This is a genomic window from Planococcus sp. MB-3u-03 (genome assembly GCF_002833405.1).
Classification (GTDB): domain Bacteria; phylum Bacillota; class Bacilli; order Bacillales_A; family Planococcaceae; genus Planococcus.
The window spans coordinates 2,242,610-2,261,305 of record NZ_CP025135.1 but is presented as its reverse complement, the minus strand read 5'-3'; the positions used below and the strand labels follow the sequence as shown (position 1 = coordinate 2,261,305).

At 47.5% G+C, this 18,696-nt stretch carries 16 protein-coding genes and 1 pseudogene; 14 read left to right on the top strand and 3 right to left on the bottom strand.

What is annotated here, in order from left to right; translation table 11 throughout:
* The first annotated feature begins 76 nt into the window (after window positions 1–76).
* Together CW734_RS12610 and CW734_RS12605 are read left to right on the top strand one after the other, a co-directional pair.
* Window positions 77–1,702, top strand: coding sequence for a M20/M25/M40 family metallo-hydrolase (locus CW734_RS12610; protein ID WP_101190743.1), 1,626 nt, complete (start codon window positions 77–79; stop codon window positions 1,700–1,702).
* Between the two features lie 44 nt (window positions 1,703–1,746).
* Window positions 1,747–2,244, top strand: a complete 498-nt coding sequence (locus tag CW734_RS12605) for a cupin domain-containing protein (RefSeq protein ID WP_101190741.1) — start codon at window positions 1,747–1,749, stop codon at window positions 2,242–2,244.
* A gap of 69 nt (window positions 2,245–2,313) precedes the next feature.
* Here CW734_RS12605 and CW734_RS12600 read toward each other — a convergent pair whose 3' ends face one another.
* Entirely contained in the window at window positions 2,314–3,681 is a 1,368-nt protein-coding gene (locus CW734_RS12600) for an aspartate kinase (protein WP_101190739.1), read from the bottom strand.
* 128 nt (window positions 3,682–3,809) lie between these two features.
* Between CW734_RS12600 and CW734_RS12595 the strand changes: the two genes are divergently transcribed.
* The 3 genes and pseudogenes from CW734_RS12595 to thrB all read left to right on the top strand — a co-directional run bounded on the left by CW734_RS12595 (window position 3,810) and on the right by thrB (window position 7,066).
* Complete coding sequence (locus tag CW734_RS12595) at window positions 3,810–5,108, top strand: homoserine dehydrogenase (protein ID WP_101190737.1); 1,299 nt, start codon at window positions 3,810–3,812, stop codon at window positions 5,106–5,108.
* Window positions 5,105–6,154 (top strand): annotated as a pseudogene (gene thrC, locus CW734_RS19115) (threonine synthase); the annotation flags it as partial. The gene CW734_RS12595 and the pseudogene thrC, both read left to right, overlap by 4 nt.
* A 6-nt stretch (window positions 6,155–6,160) precedes the next feature.
* Window positions 6,161–7,066: a homoserine kinase gene (thrB, locus tag CW734_RS19110; RefSeq protein WP_232787271.1), complete on the top strand. Its 906-nt coding sequence runs from the start codon at window positions 6,161–6,163 to the stop codon at window positions 7,064–7,066.
* 56 nt (window positions 7,067–7,122) lie between these two features.
* Here thrB and CW734_RS12585 read toward each other — a convergent pair whose 3' ends face one another.
* Window positions 7,123–8,547 carry an NAD-dependent succinate-semialdehyde dehydrogenase gene (locus CW734_RS12585; protein WP_101190733.1) on the bottom strand — a complete coding sequence of 475 codons (1,425 nt, stop codon included), beginning with the start codon at window positions 8,545–8,547 and terminating at the stop codon, window positions 7,123–7,125.
* Between the two features lie 340 nt (window positions 8,548–8,887).
* Between CW734_RS12585 and CW734_RS12580 the strand changes: the two genes are divergently transcribed.
* From CW734_RS12580 to CW734_RS12540, 9 genes are all read left to right on the top strand, one after another.
* Complete coding sequence (locus CW734_RS12580) at window positions 8,888–10,084, top strand: hypothetical protein (protein WP_101190731.1); 1,197 nt, start codon at window positions 8,888–8,890, stop codon at window positions 10,082–10,084.
* A gap of 23 nt (window positions 10,085–10,107) precedes the next feature.
* Entirely contained in the window at window positions 10,108–11,316 is a 1,209-nt protein-coding gene (locus CW734_RS12575) for an amidohydrolase (RefSeq protein ID WP_101190729.1), read from the top strand.
* Complete coding sequence (locus CW734_RS12570) at window positions 11,306–12,601, top strand: Zn-dependent hydrolase (RefSeq protein WP_101190728.1); 1,296 nt, start codon at window positions 11,306–11,308, stop codon at window positions 12,599–12,601. The genes CW734_RS12575 and CW734_RS12570 overlap by 11 nt, the downstream gene beginning before the upstream one ends.
* Window positions 12,602–12,789: 188 nt before the next feature.
* Entirely contained in the window at window positions 12,790–13,089 is a 300-nt protein-coding gene (locus CW734_RS12565) for a MarR family transcriptional regulator (RefSeq protein ID WP_058383334.1), read from the top strand.
* Window positions 13,090–13,416: 327 nt separating this feature from the next.
* Complete coding sequence (locus tag CW734_RS12560; protein WP_101190724.1) at window positions 13,417–14,076, top strand: YveK family protein; 660 nt, start codon at window positions 13,417–13,419, stop codon at window positions 14,074–14,076.
* Between the two features lie 26 nt (window positions 14,077–14,102).
* Window positions 14,103–15,137 carry a GNAT family N-acetyltransferase gene (locus CW734_RS12555; protein WP_232787053.1) on the top strand — a complete coding sequence of 345 codons (1,035 nt, stop codon included), beginning with the start codon at window positions 14,103–14,105 and terminating at the stop codon, window positions 15,135–15,137.
* Between the two features lie 298 nt (window positions 15,138–15,435).
* The gene (locus CW734_RS19105; RefSeq protein ID WP_232787052.1) at window positions 15,436–15,600 is read left to right on the top strand and encodes a hypothetical protein; all 165 of its coding nucleotides are present in this window, start codon (window positions 15,436–15,438) and stop codon (window positions 15,598–15,600) included.
* A 10-nt stretch (window positions 15,601–15,610) separates the two neighbouring features.
* Entirely contained in the window at window positions 15,611–15,922 is a 312-nt protein-coding gene (locus CW734_RS12545) for an MGMT family protein (protein ID WP_101190722.1), read from the top strand.
* An 86-nt stretch (window positions 15,923–16,008) separates the two neighbouring features.
* Window positions 16,009–16,743 carry a gamma-glutamyl-gamma-aminobutyrate hydrolase family protein gene (locus CW734_RS12540; protein WP_101190720.1) on the top strand — a complete coding sequence of 245 codons (735 nt, stop codon included), beginning with the start codon at window positions 16,009–16,011 and terminating at the stop codon, window positions 16,741–16,743.
* Window positions 16,744–17,215: 472 nt separating this feature from the next.
* On the opposite strand, the gene CW734_RS12530 is transcribed toward CW734_RS12540, so the two are convergent.
* Entirely contained in the window at window positions 17,216–18,520 is a 1,305-nt protein-coding gene (locus CW734_RS12530; protein WP_198551088.1) for a tetratricopeptide repeat protein, read from the bottom strand.
* Window positions 18,521–18,696: the final 176 nt, after the last annotated feature.

The window sequence follows — 18,696 nt, the reverse complement described above, 5'->3', positions numbered from 1 at the left end:
ATAGTCATATAATGGAATAAATGAACTGAATTTTTATGGTATTTCAAGTATATGGAAAACGAAAGGGTTGGTCTGCATGGAGCGTTTCTGGGATACACCGGAGAAATTGGAGGATTTATTGTGCGAGCTGGTCAGCTGGGAAAGTATCTACCTGACGCAAGGTGAAGCGGAATTCCCGGTTAAATTAAAAGGTTTATTGGGTGAGTTGGAGTATTTCAAACAGCAGCCAGATCACTTGGAGCTCGGCGAAGTGAACTGGGGACGAACGTTCCTGACGGCGCTTTATAAACATGAAGACGCAGTGGATACGGTCGTTCTGATCAGCCATTTCGATACGGTGTCCACTGAGGATTATGGCGTGTTGCGCCCATTGGCTTCAAATCCACGTCTATTGACGCGTGCGCTCCATGACCGGAAGGAAATGCTCATGGAAGATGCCTTGGCTGATTTGGAATCCGGCAATTATTTGTTCGGCCGCGGCACGATGGATATGAAAGCGGGGCTCGCTTTGCATATGGCCTTGCTCGAAAAGGCATCGACGGAACAATGGCCTGTCAATCTTGTGCTGTTGACTGTGCCGGATGAGGAAGTCAATTCCAATGGCATGCGCCATGCCGTCCCGTTTCTTTTGGAACTAGCCAAAACGCATCAGCTCGACTATTCCTTATTCTTGAACGGCGAGCCGGTATTCGCCCAAGACCCAAAAGAAAGCGATTTTAAGGTATACAGCGGCAGTATCGGGAAAATCATGCCGAGTGCTTTGTTTTATGGAAAAGAAACTCATGTCGGTGAACCGCTCAGCGGGCTGACTTCAAATTATATGGCTTCGTATTTGACCCAGGAAATGAGCTGGAACCCGAAATTCCGTGAAACGCTTTACGGCGAAACATCGCCTTTGCCCGTCACGGTCTTGCAGCGCGATGTGAAAATGGAATATTCGGCGCAGACGCCGTATCGCGCGGTATCCATGTACAATGTTTTCCTGTTAGAACGCAATGCGGAAGAAACGATGCAAATGTTTGAAGAAACGGCTCGTGAAGCGCTGGCTAAAATGAGCCGCGATTACGTTGAAATGTGCACGCGTGAAGGAATCGAGCCGGTCAACGAAGTGAAAGTTTTCCGGTTTGAAGAGCTGAAAGAATATGCACTGGAAAAACTGGGCGAAAAAACGGTTGAGCAGATCATGTCGAATGTAACGGAAGATGTCGATCACGACGTACGCGAACAGTCCCATGCCATCACCGATCAATTATTGATTCAATGTCATGAACTAACGCCTGCGGTCATTTTGCTGTTTGCACCGCCTTATTATCCGCCAGTCAATTCAAGTGATTCAGAGCTTGTCCAGAAATGCATTCAGCAAGTACAGGAAACGGCGCTAGAGCGCTTCGGGCTGGAAGTAAAGCAAGGCCATTATTTCAACGGCATTTCCGACTTGAGCTATGTCAATTTCCAGGACCAGAACGAAGGCTGGCAGACCTATGAGCAAAACACACCTGTTTACGGCAGAAGCTATAGCATCCCATTCGAAGCGATGCATAGGCTACAGGCGCCGGTATTGAATGTCGGGCCATTCGGGCGGGATGCGCATCAGCGTACGGAACGTTTGAACCGCAAAAGTGCATTCGAGGAGCTTCCTGTACTGCTGGAAGATTTGCTGCTGACTCAGTTCACACCGTTATTGTCGAATAAACAAGCATAACTGGAAGCATGCCGGGTAAAGAAGGACATAGGGAGCTGATTCCAATGAAAGATGCACAATTTTTCCGTTTTGAAGATGATGGCACCATCCCGAATAACTCCGGGCTTCCAGTAGTTTTCTATCCCGCTGCATTCAGCGGCAAGACAGAGCGAATCGAACAGTCTTTTCAGCAGCATGGCTGGGGCAATACGTGGCAAGGGGGCGTATTCGATTTTCATCATTACCATAGCAATACGCACGAAGCGCTTGGCGTGGTAAGCGGATCTGCTCGTTTGCAGTTGGGTGGCGAACACGGTGAAGAAGTAGGAGTGGAAGCAGGGGATGTCTGCGTTTTGCCGGCGGGGACAGGCCATAAACGCCTATCGGCAAGCGATGATTTCCGCATCGTGGGCGCATATCCCGGAGGAGTGGAATATAACCTGAAAACCGGGGAGCCGGGCGAGCGTCCATATGTCCTGGAGGATATCCAGAATACGCCGCTTCCAAAGACCGACCCTGTTTACGGCGACGCGGGGCCTTTACTTTCGGAGTGGAAGGCTTGAGGCAAGCAAAAAAAAAGACGAAGCGCAAGGTGACTGACCTCGCGCTTCGTCTTTTTTGTTTAGGGAATTTTACTGGCCGACAAGCGCCGGTGCGAAAAATTCCTTGTATAGTTCATTGAGGATTTTTCCTTCGTCTTCTTTCAGGATGCCGAACACCAAGCTGACTTCGGAAGACCCTTGGTTGATCATTTCGATATTGACGTTGGTGCGTGCAAATGCAGCGGCTGCACGGGCAGTCAGGCCTTTATTATTGTTCATGCCTTCGCCCACCAAGACGACCATAGAGAAATCATTGCGGATATGGACATCGTCCGCCTGGAGTTCGTTTTTTACCCGTTCGATGATGCGCTGTTCTTTTTCGTCATCGAGCTGATGGCTTCTGAGGATAACTGATAGATTATCGATGCCGGATGGGATGTGTTCATAGGATATTTCTTCTTCTTCCAGTATTTGCAGAAGTTTGCGGCCGAATCCGACTTCGCGGTTCATCAAATACTTGCCGACATACAAAGTGGAGAAGCCGCTGTCCGCAGAGATCCCGGTAACTGGGCGCGGGGAGTTGGCGCGTTCCGCGACAATCATCGTGCCTGGCGCAGATGGATTGTTGGTGTTGCGGATGCACAGCGGCACGGACGCCCGGTATGCAGGCATCAAGGCTTCATCATGAAGAACGGCAAATCCAGCGTAGGACAGCTCGCGCATTTCGCGATAAGTCATTTGCTCGATTTCCACTGGGTTATCGACGACTTGGGGATTGGCGGCAAACACGCAGTCGACATCAGTGAAATTCTCATACAGTTCAGCCTTGACGGCAGCAGCAAGGATGGACCCTGTAATATCGGAGCCGCCCCGGTCGAATGTCCGAAGCATTCCGGATTTTGTGAAAGCAAAAAATCCGGGAAAGACGGTAATCGACGGCTGGCCGCTCAAAGCCGCAAGCTGGCCGTAAGATTCAGGCAAGGCTTGGGCGCGTTCCGGCGGATCATTGACGAACAAGCCGGCTGTGTGGGGATTGACGTATTCCGCTTGCATTCCGATGGATGTGAAATAAGCAGCGATTAATTTCGCTGAATTGTCTTCCCCTGCCGCTTTGATTGAGTCGATATACAAATCATGCTGGCCGCTGTCTGCACGGAGGCGGTCTGAGAGATCGGCACGGATGATGTCGATGATATCCCGGTCGAGCCCGAGTTCATCTGCGATTTCCGTGTAACGGTCGATGACTGCCTGCAAGGGCTGCTGGATGGATTCGCCCAATAATGCAGCGGACGCGAGACGGATGAGCAGGTCGGTCACTTTTACATCTCCACTATGACGTTTGCCTGGAGCTGAGACGACCACAATCCGGCGTGCCGGGTCCGCTTTGATGATGCTTGCGACTTTTCTGATTTGCTGAGCGCTAGCGACTGAAGTTCCACCGAATTTGCATACTTTCATCCTATCAAGTCCCATCTTTTTTAATAGTCTGTGAAAAGGGTTGTTTTCACTAAAATATAATACTATAATGTCTCTATGACAAAAACAGCTGTTTTTTCACAGTGTACACACCATGGGAGGAATCGTCAATGAAAAATGAAATTTCAATCGGATTATTAGGTTTCGGGACAGTAGGGAGCGGCGTGGCGAAGATCATCCAACAGCACCAGGAAGATCTGCAACACAAACTCGGCGCAAAAGTCGCGATCCGGAAAGTATTGGTGCGGGATGCCGGGAAAGACCGGATGTCGGACCTCGATCCGAATGTCTTCACGACAGGTATTGAAGAAATCTTGAATGATTCTTCCCTCGATATAATTGTAGAAGTGATGGGCGGTATCGAAGGCGCCAGAGCGGCAATGGAACAAGCGCTGAAATCAGGCAAGCAAGTGGTCACTGCCAATAAGGACGTCATGGCAGAATATGGCCATGATTTATTGAAACTGGCAGATGCCGAGAAATGTGATTTATTCTATGAAGCAAGTGTAGCCGGCGGCATCCCGATCATCCGCACGCTAGAAGACGGGCTGGCTTCCGACCGCATCTCAAGCATGATGGGCATCGTCAACGGAACAACGAACTTCATCTTAACGAAAATGAAACAGGAAAAGAAAAGTTACGAAGATGCACTTGCGGAAGCAACCGAACTCGGCTTTGCGGAAGCTGACCCGACAGCGGATGTCGGTGGGCTCGATGCAGCACGCAAAATGGTCATTTTATCATCGCTTGCCTATTCGACAGAAGTGAAATTGGATGATGTCAATATCCGCGGCATGGATACCATCAAGGATGGCGATGTGGAGATGGGCGAGAGCTTGGGCTATACGATGAAAATGGTCGGCTCTTCGACAAAAGATGAAGACGGCATCGACGTTTCGGTTGAACCGATTTTCCTGGCGAACAGCCATCCTCTAGCTTCGGTCAATAACGAATTCAACGCCGTTTATATCTACGGGGATGCAGTTGGGGAAACGATGCTTTATGGCCCAGGAGCAGGCTCATTGCCGACAGCGACATCCGTCGTATCCGATATCATCGCAGCTTGCAGAAACTTGCTTCTCGGCGTAAACGGAAAGCGTGAACACGCTGCACAGCACGAACGGGTGATCAAACCTGCAGATAAAAGCTGTTCAAAATACTTCCATCGTTTGCTGGTGGATGATGTCGTCGGTGTATTGTCTAAAGTGAGCGCCATCTACAGCAACCACGGAGCAAGTATCCAATCGATCGTACAGAATCCAGGAACAAATGAAACCGAAGGAAAAGCGGAGCTCATTTTAAAAACACATGAAATCTCACGCCAGCAGCATTTGGATGTCTTGAAAGAACTTGAAGGAATGGCAAGCCTGATCAGCCATTACCGCATTGAAGGGGAGGATGCAGCATGAGATGGCCTGGACTGATCGAACAATACAAAGAGTGGCTGCCGGTGACGGAAGCTACGCCTCAACTAACTTTGCAAGAAGGCAATACACCGCTGATCCATCTCGAAAAGCTATCGGCTGACTGGGGCATCGAGGTCTACGCCAAAATCGAAGGCGCCAACCCGACCGGTTCTTTTAAAGACCGCGGCATGGTCATGGCAGTTGCTAAAGCGAAGGAAGAAGGCAAGAGCGTCCTCGTTTGTGCATCCACAGGAAACACATCGGCTTCGGCTGCTGCATACGGCGCAAGAGCGGGCATGCGGACGATTGTCGTCATTCCGGAAGGCCGCATAGCGCTTGGCAAGTTGGCTCAGGCAAAAATGTACGGTGCGGAAATTTTGGAGATCAAAGGCAATTTTGACGAAGCGCTGGAAATGGTCCGTGAAATCGGCAAATCCCCAGGGATCGCACTCGTCAACTCCGTCAACCCCTACCGCCTAGAGGGCCAGAAGACAATCGCTTTCGAAGTGATCGAGCAGCTCGGGAAAGTGCCGGACATATTCGCGCTTCCTGTCGGCAATGCCGGCAATATTTCAGCCGCTTGGAAAGGCTTTACTGAATACGCAGAGCGTACAGGTGAAAAACGCCCTGAACTGCTCGGTGTCCAGGCGGAGGGCGCTTCGCCGATCGTCCAGAACAAGGTGGTCGAACAGCCTGAAACGGTCGCGACGGCAATCCGCATCGGCAACCCGGCAAGCTGGCAATTGGCACTGAACGCACTCGATGAATCAAAAGGTACGATCTTGGCGAGAAGCGATGATAAAATCCTCGAAGCTTACCAGCTGCTCGCTAAGACAGAAGGCGTCTTTGCGGAACCGGCATCCTGCGCATCGATCGCGGGCCTAAAAAAACAAGTCGAAGACGGCCAAATCAAAAAAGGATCGACCGTCGTCTGTGTGCTGACAGGAAATGGCCTGAAAGATCCGGCGACAGCAATCGAAGTCAGCAAACAAGACGGCATGCTCGAAGCCGCAAACATGGAACAGTTTTGGGAGGAGTTAAAAGGAGGTCAAAGTATGATCGGTAAAGAGTTTTCGATCGCAGTGCCCGCATCCACTGCCAATTTAGGCCCCGGATTCGATTCCATCGGCCTTGCCCTGGACCTCCATTTGAATATTCATGTGTCGCCTGCAGATTCCTGGCAGCTTGTTTATAAAACACCGGAGTACGCCCATTTGTCCGGTGTTGAAGCTACTTTGACCCTGCAGGCGGCTGAACGCACAGCTGCCGCATATGGTAAAGAGTTGCAGGCAGCCAAATTAGAAATCGATACGGATATCCCGCTCGGGCGGGGGCTCGGCAGCAGCGCTTCAGCTATTGCAGCAGGCATTGAATTGGCCAATCGTTTGCTCGATTTGCGTATGTCCGACCAGGAAAAAGTGCAAATCGGTACCGAAATGGAAGGCCATCCGGATAATATCTCCGCTTCACTGCTCGGAGGGCTGACAATTTCCTATTATGACGAAGAGCAGATTGAAACTGTGCACGTTGAACAAGTCGATATCGGGGTCGTGCTATTGATCCCCCAGGAGATTTTCCTGACAGAAGAGTCCAGAAGCCTGTTGCCCGAACAGCTTCGACACGCTGAAAGTGTACGGGGAAGTGCCGCGGCCAATGTGCTTTCTGCAGCGATGGTGCGCGGCGATTGGGAAAAAGCCGGCAAGCTCATGAGCAAAGATACTTTCCATCAGCCGTATCGCCAAAATCGTTTCCCGGATTTTAAGGAAATCGGTGAAGCCTGCCGCAAGCTCGGTGCTTATGGATATGCGATCAGCGGAGCGGGGCCTTCGCTCTTCATCCCGGTCAGCGCTGGAGATGAACAACGCATCGCACAGTCGCTCGGCCAGCTATTTCCGCATTATGAGAGCATGGCAATAAAGCCGGCCCGTAGCGGTACCAAATCACATGAAACAGTAGCATAAGAAAAAAGCTCCGGATCAATTGATCCGGAGCTTTTTTTGCATAGTGTACAAGTTGTTCACAATTTGATGGAGATGTATTTGGTTTCAAGGAATGCATCGAGGCCTTCCTGTCCGCCTTCACGGCCAACGCCGCTTTCTTTCATTCCACCGAATGGGGCTTGTGCAGTTGAAGGCAGGCCATCATTCCAGCCGACGATGCCGTATTCCAGGTTCTCGGCGATAAACGTTCCGCGTGACATGCTTTCAGTGAAGAAATAAGAAGCCAGGCCGAAGCGTGTGTCGTTTGCGAGCTTAACCGCTTCTTCATCGGTTTTAAAGCTCATGATCGGCGCAACGGGCCCGAAGGTTTCTTCGTTCATGACGAGCATATCTTCTGTAGCATCAACCAGAACGGTCGGGTTATAGAAATAAGCATCGTTATCCGATTGGCCGTCACCACCGACTAGTACTTTTGCGCCTTTATCGACGGCGTCTTTTACGTGGCGCTCTACTTTTTCATATCCATCTTTGTCGACGAGCGGGCCGATATCCACTCCGTCTTCGAGGCCATTGCCGACTTTCAATTGTCCGGCTGCTTGCTTCAACTTCTCGGAAAATTCATCGACGATTCCTTCTTGGACGTAAATGCGGTTGCCGCATACGCAAGTCTGCCCGGCGTTGCGGAATTTTGAAGCCATGACGCCTTCGACCGCTTTGTCGATATCTGCATCATCGAGAACGATGATCGGCGCGTGCCCGCCAAGTTCCAACGACAGGTTCAACATCGTATCAGCACCTTGTTTCATCAATTCCTTGCCGATTTCAGTCGAGCCAGTGAAAGTCAATTTGCGGACTGATGGATGGCTCGTAAACACTTTGCCGATTGCGGATGCGCTGCCGGTCACCAGGTTGACGACGCCTTTCGGGAATCCGGCTTCTTCGGCCAGCTCAAACATGCGGACGGCTGTGAGCGGCGTCATCTTCGCCGGTTTCGAGACGAAGGTACAGCCGGCTGCGAGGGCAGGCGCCATTTTCCGTGCCATCATGGCTGCAGGGAAATTCCAAGGGGTGATAGATGCCACGACGCCTACTGGCTGCTTATTGATTTGGATGCGTTTGCCGTCTTTGCTTGCAGGGATGGTCCGGCCATAAACGCGTTTGCCTTCTTCCGCGAACCACGAAATGAACGATGCGGAATATTCCACTTCACCGATCGCTTCTTTTAGCGGTTTGCCCATTTCCTTCGTCAGGATTTCCCCGACTTCTTCTTTATGCTCCAATAGCAGATCATGCCATTTCATCAATAATTCTGCGCGTTCATAAGCCGTCGTCTTCGACCAGGAAGGAAATGCCGCAGCTGCAGCTTCGACCGCTTCAGTCGCTTCCGCTTCGCCGCCATTAGGGACTGTTCCCACTTGTTCGCCGGTTGCCGGGTTCATGACTTTAATGGAATCATTGCCTTTCTCCGTCCATTCACCATTTATATAATGTTTGCCGTTCATCCAAACTCCTCCTTAAATTATGCTTCTTGTAGTCAATACCTCACCTGGAAAATGTCTAAACTTGCGCGAACCTGTACCAGCAGATGTCCTGCAATTGAAAATCACGAAGAAAATTAAGTCACAGACCCAAAAAGTTCATAGTTTTTGAAATACGCAATATATCGATATTGGTTGCGCTTACATTAAAATGAACGTTTATTCAATTTAAAGTTATTTCAAAATAGTCTATAAATTATATTTCCGAACTCGAAATTCTGTGCTACTATTGCTTAAAACTAATAAGCTTCAGAAAAAACTTGTTTTCGTATAATATTTCGAAGCTGAGAGAGGAATGAACAATATGCCACAAATGTTAGCCTTGGCCATTATGGCTTTCATCCTGTTTATTGGAGAACTGATCTCCATTCGCACCAAAGCTTGGATTCCGTCGATTTTCGTCAGTGGGGTATTGTTCCTGATCGGGTATTGGACATTCTTTCCGGAAGATATCGTGACCATCGGCGGGATTCCGCCAGTCGTCGCCACTTTGCTGATCTATTTGCTGATTACGAATATGGGGACTTTATTGTCGCTGGACGAACTGAAAAAGCAATGGCGCACCATTTTGATCGCCTTGTCCGGGATTTTGGGGATTGTCGTCTTCTTGCTTGCAATCGGGACGCTGCTGTTTGATTTCCAGACCGTCATTGTTGCGATCCCGCCACTTGTCGGTGGATTGGTATCAGCATTGATCATGTCGGAAGGGGCAACGGCTGCAGGGCTTCCGACGCTCGCCGTGTTCGCCATCGTCATTTACGTCATCCAAGGGTTTGCAGGCTATCCGCTGACTTCTGTCATGCTAAAAAGAGAAGGCCGTAATTTGCTGCAAAAATATCGCAATAACGAATTGACGGATTATACACCTTTAGCAGCAGGAACGGCTGAAGAAAAAGTCCAAGACGAAAAACCGAAGTTGTTTGCTGCGTTACCTGAGAAATACAATACGGATTTTTTCAAATTCTTCCGGCTTGCTTTAGTGGGCTACGCCGCTTATCTGGCTTCAACATTGGCAGCGCCGATTGTGGAAATCAGCCCGTATGTATTGTGTTTATTGTTTGGGGTATTAGCGCGTTCGATCGGATTTTTGGAGCGCCACCCGCTGCAGAAGGCGAATGGCTTCGGCTTTGCGATCATGGCCTTGCTGCTATTCATCTTCGACGGCTTAAAAACGGCGACGCCTCAAATGATGCTGGAAATTCTGTATCCGTTAATTGGCTGCATCATTATCGGGCTTGTCGGGATGTATATCTTTTCGTTTATCATCGGAAAAATCCTCAAAGTCAGCAAAGAAATGGCGTTCGCTTGTTCGTTGACGGCGCTTTACGGATTCCCGGCGGATTACATCATCACGGTTGAAGTGATCAACGCATTGACGCAGGACGAAAAAGAACGCGAGATGCTGACTAGCCGCATGCTGCCGCCGATGCTCGTCGCCGGATTCATTACGGTCACCATCGTCTCGGTCATCTTGGCAGGAATCTTCGTCGGTTTCCTATAAACAATCATTAGGAGGGTTTTGCAGTGATTCTTGAAGCGATCAAAAAAGAAATAGCAAATCATGCAGGGGAATTAATTGATATCCGGAGAAAATTGCATAGCGAACCAGAACTGTCTTGGGAGGAGTATCAGACAACGGAATACGTCTTTGACTATTTGACTGAACTCGGCATCGATTGCCGAAAGACTGAACCGACCGGCGTCATCGGAGAATTGTCCGGCGCTAAGCCCGGGAAGACTGTTGCATTGCGTGCGGATATGGACGCTTTGTCTGTCGAAGAGTTGACTATGGATTTACCGTACCGCTCCAAAGAACAAGGGAAAATGCACGCTTGTGGGCATGATGCACATACAGCGATGTTATTGATCGCTGCAAAAGCCCTCGTATCAGTCAAAGACCAGCTCGAGGGAACGGTCAGATTCCTATTCCAACCGGCAGAGGAAGTTGCGACCGGAGCCAGGGAAATGGTGAAACAAGGCGCGATGAGAGGCGTCGATAATGTATTCGGCATGCACATCTGGTCGCAGAGCCCAACGGGGAAAGTGTCATGTACAACAGGCCCTTCCTTTGCATCTGCCGATATCTTTAACATCCGTTTCACAGGGCGTGGCGGGCACGGAGCCATGCCGCAAGCGTGCATCGATGCGTCGGTCATGGCTTCTGCTTTTGTCATGAATGTCCAGTCGATCGTCTCAAGAACCATAGACCCGAAGCAGCCCGCAGTCGTCACGGTAGGCAAGATGACGGTTGGCACACGCTTTAATGTCATCGCAGAAAACGCGCTTATTGAAGGCACGGTCCGCTGCTTCGACCCGGAAGTGCGCGACCATATCGAAAAGCAGCTTGAAGTATATGCCAGAAATACGGCCGAGCTCTACGGCGGTACTGCTGAACTCGAATACATCCGCGGTACGCAGGCAGTCATCAATGAAGCTGAAAGCGCACAATTGGCACGTTCGGTTGCAGCGGAAGCCTTTGGGGAAGATGTCTTGTACCATGAAGAGCCGACGATGGGTGGAGAAGATTTCTCATTCTTTTTGGACGAAGCACCAGGCTGTTTCGCATTGGTCGGAGCAGGGAATCCAGAGAAAGATACGGAATGGGCGCATCATCACGGGCGTTTCAATATCGATGAAGATGCACTTTCTACCGGTGCAGAATTGTATGCGCAATACGCTTATTCTTATTTGAATAAAACTAATCGAATCGATGGAGGGACTTATGGGAAATAGCACATTATACGAAGACTTGATTAAGGAATACGATAAGCAATTGGATCATTCGGGAGTCAGCGGCGAGCGAATCGCAAAACGCTTGCACGCTTTGTCGGAAATCGGCTACACCGAACCGGGCGGAGTCAAACGTCCGGGATTATCCAGTGAAGAAAAACAAGCCAAGCAATTGGTCAGGTCCTGGATGGAACAGGCAGGGCTTGAAGTGAAGGAAGACGGCGCCGGAAATGTTTTCGGTACTTTACAAGGGCAGTCGGAGGGCCCGGCCATCGCGTCGGGATCTCACGTCGACAGCGTGCCGAATGGCGGCAATTTCGATGGCCCGCTTGGCGTGTTGTCTGCGCTTGAAGTGGTGGAAGCATGGAAGGATGCCGGATTTGTTCCCCAAAAACCATATGAAGTGGTAATCTTCACCGACGAGGAAGGCTCGAGATTCAATAGCGGATTGACAGGAAGCCGTGCGATGACTGGTGATATTACCGAAGCGGAAATGAAGCAGTTGCGTGATTATAACGGAGAAGGCTTGGAACAAGTTCTTGAATCCTACGGCAGTTCTATAAATGCGTTCCGCGAGTCGGTGAGGGATTTATCTGAGCTGGAGTTATTTGCAGAAGTGCATATCGAACAGGGCAAGAAGCTGGAACAGGAAAATCAGCCAGTCGGCATCGTCAGCGGAATCGCCGGTCCTGCCTGGATGGAAGTGCGCTTTTCAGGGCAAGCAGGCCATGCCGGCAATACCCCAATGATCGGCAGAACCGATAGTTTAGTCGCGGCTGGTGAATTTGTCAGTCGCTTGCCTGAACTTCCCCCGGCTATTAGCGAGACGGCTGTGGCAACGGTCGGGAAGTTGGATGTATCTCCAAACGGCATCAATGTCATTCCGGAGCAGGTTGTGCTGCATGTCGATGCGCGCGACATTCATAAAGAACCGCGGGATATGCTCGTTGAGTGCATTCGCAGCTTGGCGGAAGAAGTTGCTGAAAAGCATCGAGTCACAGTGTCGCTACAGCAAAATACCAGTATCACTCCTGTGCCGATAGCAGAAGAATTGCAGCAGGAAATTGCGGCGGTACTGGAGGAACAGGGAATCGTACCGGTGCGGATCCCGAGCGGTGCGGGCCATGACGCCATGATCGTCGGACGCCATATTCCGGTTGCGATGCTGTTTGTCCGCAGCAAAGAGGGCATCAGCCACAATCCAAAAGAATGGTCGTCCTTATCGGATTGCGTTCACGGGGTTCACGCTTTAAAAGCATTCATCGAATCGAGAATGGCAAAAGCATAAGTGATTTTTCGGAAGACAGAGGAGATGCCTCTGTCTTTTTTTTAGTACAATTGCATTTGAAAAATATGGATGTAGAGATCCTTATTATGGAATTATCAGGTTAAATTGATATAGAGTGTATATTTACCGGTAAATCGGGTATATAGAATGCAAGGAATGATTTTAAAACCTGTACGGAGGTGATGAACGTGAAAGCAGTTGAGAATAATGCTTCTAATAATGCGCGCCCGTTTTCCGAAGAGAAAATCTTGAAGGAATGCCGTCATTATTTTTCATCGGAAACTGCTCGAACAGCAGAAATCGCTGAAAGATTCATGGAATACTTCATTAGGAATGCTTCGTCGGAAGGTGTACTTTTCAAGACGATCAAAGAAATCACCCACGACTTGAATATTTCTCACCAAACCTTGACCAAAGTCCTGAAACGGCTCGAGGAAGAAGAGATTATCTATAGAAGAAACGGCATCATCGGTTTGTGGCAGGAATAATTTGAGCGATCTGAAAAATCAGCTTAGCGAAGACTGGCGGATATTCCGTCGGTCTTTTTCTCATGCCGATTCTTGTGTCCATTTAGATTGAAAGCCGGGATTTTAAGAATGATCACCTTCTTTATTATGGATACATATTACTGTAATTATTTACTTTAATGAAAATAGTCTTGCCTATATAGTCTAATTACTTATATTTATTGAGAATTTTTATGAAAATCCGCTTAAAAGTGTAGAATGAACCAAGAAAGTGTGATATAAAGGTACTAGAATAATCTGAATTTTTAGATAGGAAATTCGATATGGCGTTAGTAAGGAGGATGGGAAATGGGGAAACAACTAATTGGGCGTCCACTTTTAGCATGCATCAGCCGGAATTTCGTGCTGGTAGCCGGTACGACGGTATCTACAGTCTTTGCCGTATGGCTTGTGTCAGTCTTTATCTATGAGCCGGAATACATGGCGACAAGCCAAGTGTTTGTCGAACCGCTAACATCCGAGACGATTCACGGGGAGGCTTTAGCCGCATCCGATTATCAAACTTTGGAAGCTTACCAGGTTTTAGCAAAAAGTCCGGCTGTCCTGTCCGAGGTTCTTGACAATACAGCAAGCCATTATTCGATGGCCGAGCTTCATGACCGCATAGCGATCAACCGGCCCGAAAATTCCCAAGTTCTTAATATCGTCGTCTCTGCAGGAAATAAGAATGAAGCTGCTTCCATAGCGAATGCCATAGCCTTCAGCTTGCAAGAAGAAGTAACACATTTGTTGAAAGTTGATAATGTGAGCGTCATCTTGAAAGCGGGCACGTCCCATAGCGCGCTGGAAGAAAACGGAAGCTTGAGCATTCTGTTGTCTCTTGCGGCCGTCGCTGGGTTGATCGTTGGAATTCTTCTGAGCCTGACATTCGAGTTATTGGGTGTTGTAAGGCGATATGCCCAATTTGGCAGAAAGAAAAGCGCTCATTTACAAACCGTCTTCAAATAAGCAGCAGTTAAAGCAGGGGTGAGATTATGTACAAGCTGGTTTCCATCCAAGAGCATATCAAATGGCAGGAAATACTTGATGCCTTAGACATACAGGATATTTACTACACGACCCAATACTTTCTGAGTGCCCTTAAACTGGATCCAGGAGAAGCTTACCTCTTTTATTTTCAATGTGCAGACGGGGAAGTGGCCTATCCTTTCATCAAGAGGAAAGTGAATGAAGAACAGCCGCATTGTTTCGATATTGCCACGCCCTTCGGCTATGGCGGGCCGGTCTTGAATATACGTTCCGACAGCGCTTCTCTCGTAGAGAACTTCAGGAAGGAATTCATCGATTTCTGTAAGAAAGAGCAGATCATCGCTGAATTCATCCGCTTTCACCCTTCCAAGGAAAATGCTGAATTCTTTAAAGGCTATATGCAGTTATTGCCCTTATACGAGACCTATTCGATCGATTTGAAAAAATGGCAAAGTCCCTCAGTGATAGAAAAAGAATTTTCATCTGAGGTGGAGTTCCGGAAGTTAGGGACTGTCCGCCATATGTTCGAGTTCCTGGTCCTTTATTATTCGAACGCCCGAAGACGGGAAGAAGCTGATAGTTATTATTTTTTCACCAACGATTACTTCGAAGCATTAGTCAGCACGCTTGGCCCGAACCTTCATCTGTTCGGGGCATATAGAAAAGAGAAATTGGTTTCCGCCTGCTATGTGCTAGCGATGGGCAAGACCATTCATTTCCATCTAGAAGGCAATTTGCCGGAAGGGGAAAAGCATCAAGCTGACCGTAAATTGTTGGCTAAAGTAGCCGAATGGGGCTTGGATAATTATTACGAAGAGTTTCATTTAGGAGGAAGCCTGGACAGCGATTTGGGCGATGCAAAACGGGCGATTGCCAATATGCCGGTATCCACTTTTTCATCGGCAAATGTATCCATGAACAACAGCTGTACGATCGATTCATTTCTTTGGACGACGAAGACATTATCCGGCGCTACCGCAATATCTGAACTAGGTTCAGCAAATACAGGAGGTATAACAAATGAGATATACACAATATAAAGGGGTAGTGGAACGGGAATATAAGAAGTCGTTGCGAAAATTATGTATGAATTATGTGTTGTAGAGGGATTGGATTCAGTTAACGGGGCGCTGCGCTTAGGTGTTGCAAAACCATCTTTGAATACTGGCGCAATTTCTACAGATACGAAGACCACCAACGGCTATTCGACCAAAAAGTACAAGAGCTTGACAAAATGCACTTTCTTTATGTAAATGAAGGGAAGAAGCAAACGGTCCCAGAACCGCTGCAGCATACAGGCGAATCCAGTTTGGGTGGTTTCAAGGAGCAAGTCGAAAAATGACTGCTTATTACCGCCAAGTACATGACGAAAGCGAGGGATTGGCTGTGGAAGCATCCAATCTGCCATTGTATGAATTTGTTGAAGAATTGCTTCAGCGCTACGAGGCTGGCGAGTTGCTTGAAGAAATAATGAAGAATTCACCAAACGCTAAAAAGGGGTAGTTATAAAAGGATGCAGCCATTTACGAAGAAAGCGATCGACGTCATGAAAAACATACCGCAAGGCAAAATAATGTCATACGGGCAAGTGGCACATGCTGCCGGGAGCCCGCGTTCTGCCCGCCAAGTCGCGCGGATTCTTCACAGCATGAGTGAAAAACACAATATCCCTTGGCACAGAATCGTCAATGCGAAAGGCGAAATCGCCATCAAGGACGGGGAAGGGCGCTATACCCAACAACTGCTATTGGAAGAAGAGGGGCTTTGTTTTGAAGAGGAAGGAAAAGTCTCTTTAAGCCACTATCAACACTTTCCGGATCTGTAAGCAAGAAAATGTAAGTTTATCACGAGCCTGAAAAAGGGTATAAACTTGCATCGACAAATTTTTTTGTGCAGAAATGGGGAATTATAGTGGCTACAGAAAACAAACCGGTGATAGGAATTACGGCCCGTGTAGAAGAAGATCAAATGTATTCTTTGGATCCAGTATACGCAAATGCCATCTTACAGGCAGGGGGATTACCTTTGATTGTCCCGATTGTGGACGAAGAAGATATTCCGCTATTGTGCGAACGATTGGATGGTTTGATCGTCACAGGGGGCGGGGACATCAACCCGAATATTTATGGGGAGGAGCCTCATATCCGTTTGGGCGCAGTCTATCCAGGCAGCGATAAATACGAAGCAGAACTTATCTTGAATTTCCTGAAACTGGATAAACCGTTTATCGGGATGTGCCGAGGCATGCAAATGTTCAACGTGGCTTTAGGTGGAACAGTGTATCAGGACCTGGAAGCTCAATATGAAGGCACGCTTTATCAGCATAAACAAATGGCAATGCGGACACACCGTACGCATTCCGTAAAATTAGAAGAAGACAGCTTGTTATATGAAATCATGAAAGAAAAGGAATTCCACGTGAATTCCTTCCATCACCAAGGCGTAAAAGATGTCGCAGAAGGCTTGGAAGTAGCAGCTCGTGCGGCTGATGGACTTGTCGAAGCATTGCAGAGCCCGAAACATCAATTTGCGATGGGCATCCAATGGCATCCTGAAGAATTTGCACTGCAAGGCGATGAAGCTTCACGCAACATCTTCTCGTACTTCGTCAAGGAATGCTTGATCGAAAAAAAACAAAATCAATAAGACAAAACACAGGGGCTGCCCCTGTGTTTTTTTATTTAACAAGCAAAAACCCGCCCTCCGTATTGGAAGGGCGGGTAAAAATTGACGTAATTAAAAATTATGCTTTCTGATTGACGGACCAAGGCTCAGGTACGCGAGCTTTAGCGGCGAACTGATCTTCGACGGACCAAGGCTCAGGTACGCGAGCTTTAGCGGCGAACTGATCTTCGACGGACCAAGGCTCAGGTACGCGAGCTTTAGCGGCGAACTGATCTTCGACGGACCAAGGCTCAGGTACGCGAGCTTTAGCGGCGAACTGATCTTCGACGGACCAAGGCTCAGGTACGCGAGCTTTAGCGGCGAATTGATCTTCGACGGACCAAGGTTCAGGCACGCGAGCTTTAGCAGCTAAGTCTTCAGAGTCTGATAGTGTGTTGAATGCTGGCAACGTACTTAATACAATTGTAGATACAAATAAAATTGCAGTGCTTTTTCATTCTTTATCACTCCCATTTAATATTAAGTACTTCTTTATAAGCATCTCTAGATTTTCCGTTATTTCGGCAGACTCTTTATACCGACCTTGTCTAAAATACATTTTACCCAAATACCCTAAATAATATCCTAAATCATGTGGACTATTTGAATTTGTAAAACTATTGATTAATTTGTTTAATATGATTTCTTCGAATTTATCATCTTCATCATCTAATAAATAAGTTAACGCTATAAATTCCATATAAGCGTCTTTAAAAATATCATTTGATGGTGAATCTATTCGCAGTTCTTTAGCTTTAACAAGTTGTTGTCCAACTGCTGCTATTTCTTTGGCTTTAGATTTATCACCCAGTTCTAAGTGACTTTTAACCAAAACGCAGTGTGCAGAAATACTATCAGCAATATATTCGTCAGGTATATACTTTAATGAATTATTCAGGTGTGGAATAGCTAGTTCGTATTGTTGATAGATAAAATACGAGAAGCCTAAATTATATTCCGTAGTAAATTTTAGGATATCAATATCCAATTTACTCCCTATAGTTAATGCGTTTTTATAATGCTCCATCGATAGTCTATGGTTACCAAATTGTTCATGAGTAATGGCGATATTTAGATGACATTCTACAATTCGTTTGGGTACGAATTCTTGCTGATAAATTTTTAATGCCATTTCTGAATATTTATAGGATAACTCATGTTCCTCGCATTTTGTGCTTGAAATTCCTATTGAATAATAAAGGTCTCCAAGTTCTGCTGGAGAAATCGATTTTGGTGCAATCCTTTCAGCAATCAAATAAGTTTTCAAAGCATTCTCATAATCATTCAAGATGTAATTATAGTTGCCATTGTATTTGTGATACAGATAATACTGTTCTTGATCCATGAACTCCTTGAAGCGGTCCATTTCTTTGATTTTCTTTTCTGCACTTTCCAAATCGCCTGTGATGATAAAATAGCGGATTTGTTGGATGTCGAATTCAAGTTCGACGTCTTCGTCAGCGCGCAAAAGAGGGTGGTTGCAAATGTCTGCGTAATGCTCCATGATCTTGCCTTTATTTTGGGGATGGAGCAATGAATTTTTAAAGTTTTTCACTAGCACTTTGCCAATTGGATTGTCTTTGGCAGCTAGGGGTATTTCAAGTTTTTTACATAAAGCTTCCAGATCTTTTAGGGCGGGTTCTTTCAACCCAGCTTCAATTTTTTTCAGGTCTTTTGGAGAGAAAATGCCCGATGCAGTTTCTTCCATGCTGAAACGTTTTTTCAAGCGATGGTATTTCAGTCGCATTCCTGTGTCCATGTCGACTCTCCTTTCCGTTTGCATGGGCAGTACTTCAATCATCCATGTAGGAGAGTTTATCTCCGCTTGACCAGGCGGCCCTGACAAGCGTATATCCGATAGATTGTTTAGTACGATAATTACCGCCTCCACATCCACATTTTACTTTAATTACATATATTAAATCTATGATAGCA